The 2,136-nt window shown below is 67.5% G+C and carries 3 protein-coding genes; all 3 read right to left on the reverse strand.

The window, feature by feature from the left end; genetic code table 11:
• The coding region (locus JNK68_00085; protein MBL8538744.1) for an RtcB family protein at nt 1-367 on the reverse strand (367 nt) is incomplete at its 3' end.
• Nucleotides 368-403: 36 nt separating this feature from the next.
• On the reverse strand, nt 404-835 hold the full coding sequence (locus tag JNK68_00090; protein MBL8538745.1) for an archease: 432 nt from the start codon (nt 833-835) through the stop codon (nt 404-406).
• Nucleotides 836-842: 7 nt separating this feature from the next.
• The gene (locus JNK68_00095; protein MBL8538746.1) at nt 843-1,976 is read right to left on the reverse strand and encodes an N-acetyltransferase; all 1,134 of its coding nucleotides are present in this window, start codon (nt 1,974-1,976) and stop codon (nt 843-845) included.
• Between the last annotated feature and the right edge of the window lie 160 nt (nt 1,977-2,136).

Genomic DNA, 2,136 nt, shown 5'->3' on the forward strand with positions numbered 1-2,136 from the left:
CCGCCAGCGTTTCCATGCAAGGCGCCAGATCGTCGAGGGTAAGGTTGGTGCGCAGACAGCGAATCCCGCACGAGATGTCGAAGCCGACCCCGCCGGCGCAGACCACGCCGCCGGCGTCCGGGTCGAAAGCGGCGACACCGCCGATGGGAAAGCCGTAGCCCCAGTGAGCGTCGGGCATCGTCAGGGCGCAGCCGACGAGCCCGGGCAGGCGCGAGACGTTCGCGATCTGCTCGAGCACCTTGTCGTCCATGGCAGCCATCAGCGCCGCGCTGCCGAAAAGATGCACCGCCGGCGTGCTCTGCTGCCCGTGCGTCGCGACCGGTGACCAGCAGCACGGCGCGAGTTCCTGCAGGGAGTCGAGCTTCATCGACGGCGACTCAACTTGCGCGAGAGCATGCGCCCGTCAGACATCGACCACGCATCGCGCTTCCCACCCATCCGGCATTTCGGTGACGGCAAGCGCGGTGAGAGTGGCGCCCTTGACCTCCGTCCCGCGTGCGAAGTTCTCGCGCCACGGCTCACCGAGGGCCTCGCCACGCCATTGGTCTTGCGTGCGTGCCAGGCGAAACTGCGCGAGCGCGAGGCCGTGCGCCCGGGCCTCGGCGAGGAGTTCGTTCAGCCAGCGGACCAGGGCATACTCCGGATCGCTCTCGCGGAAGGCGACCGAGACTCGCGCGAGGGGCCGCACCTGCGATGGATGGACCATGAGGGCGAAGGTGGCTGAAGCTGCCGCCACCAGCGCGCACTCCAGCGTCGGTCCACGCCCGATCACGCCGATGTCGGCATCGTGCTCGAAGTAGGCGGCCTCCAGTGCGCGAACATGACACTGGGGCATTCGTGCCTCACTCGACGGCCTTGAACGGAGCACGCTCGGTGAGTTCGTCGAGATAGGCCTCGACGCCCCTCGTCTCGCGCACCAGAAAATCCTCCACGGCGTGGGCGAATGCCGGGTGCGCCAGCCAGTGGTTCGAGAAGGTGGCCACCGGCTCGAGCCCGCGGGCGAGCTTGTGCTCGCCCTGCGCCCCGCCTTCGAAGGTCGCGATGCCGTGTGTGATGCAGTAATCGATGGCCTGGTAATAGCACGCCTCGAAATGCAGCCCCGGCACGAACCGCTGCGTGCCCCAGTAACGCCCGTACAGACGCCCGCCGCCGACGAGGTGCAGCGAGGCGCACAGGCGCTCTGCGCCGACGTGGCCGATCATCAGGAGAACCTCGTTCGGCATGCTCCGGGCAATGCGCGAAAAGAACGAGCGGGTAAGGTAGGGCGAACCGCCATGCTGACGGTAAGTGCGTCGATAGCAGTCGTAGAAGAACGCCCAGTCCTCGACCCCGGCCTCGTCGCCTTTCAGGTGTACAAAGCGTACACCCGTATCCCGCACCTTGCGCCGCTCCTGCCGAATCTTTTTTCGCTTCTCGTGATTCATCGCGCCGAGGAATGCCTCGAAATCGGGATACGCCTGGTTCACCCAGTGGAATTGCACGGTGCGCCGGAGCAGCAGACCCTGGCGCGCGATCTCCCGCGCCTGCGCGGCGTCGGCGAAGAGGACATGCAGCGACGAGCGCTCCTCGTCGCGTGCGAGGGCGAGCGCGGAGTGCAGCAGGCGCACGCGGTCGGCCTCGCTTGCCGCGAGTAGCCGCGGTCCGCTGACCGGAGTGAACGGTATTGCGCACACGAGCTTCGGGTAGTAGGCGAGCCGATGCCGCTCGTAGGCTTCCGCCCATGCCCAGTCGAACACGTACTCGCCGTAGGAATGGGTCTTGAGATAAAGCGGCATGGCTGCGGCGAGCGTGCCTGCACGACGCAGCAGCAGGTAGCGCGGTATCCAGCCGGTGGCTGCCGTCGCGCATCCGGTTTCGTGCAGCGCGTGCAGGAACGCGTGCCGCAGCGCGGGATGATCATCGGTCAGGCGGTCCCACTCCGCGGCGGCGACGTCTCCGAGGTTCGTGCACAGTTCGATGACGCAGTCACGTTCCATGCGCGTCTGCCCGATCGCTCGGCGCGCTTGCTGATGTCAAGTCTCCCTGCCGGCGCGGCTCGGGTGGCTGCATCGAGCGACCGTTGCATGGTGCCGCGCGCGACAACAGACACCGCGCCGTTCTCCGCCCCGGGCCTGTGGAGCCAGCGCGGTGAAGCGG

It is taken from the genome of Betaproteobacteria bacterium (genome assembly GCA_016791345.1).
Classification (GTDB): Bacteria; Pseudomonadota; Gammaproteobacteria; order Burkholderiales; family JAEUMW01; genus JAEUMW01.

Excerpts from the sequence above, each read along its gene's own strand:
- JNK68_00090 (MBL8538745.1), bottom strand. The coding sequence starts at position 835 with ATGCCCCAGTGTCATGTTCGCGCACTGGAGGCCGCCTACTTCGAGCAC.
- JNK68_00095 (MBL8538746.1), bottom strand. The coding sequence starts at position 1,976 with ATGGAACGTGACTGCGTCATCGAACTGTGCACGAACCTCGGAGACGTC.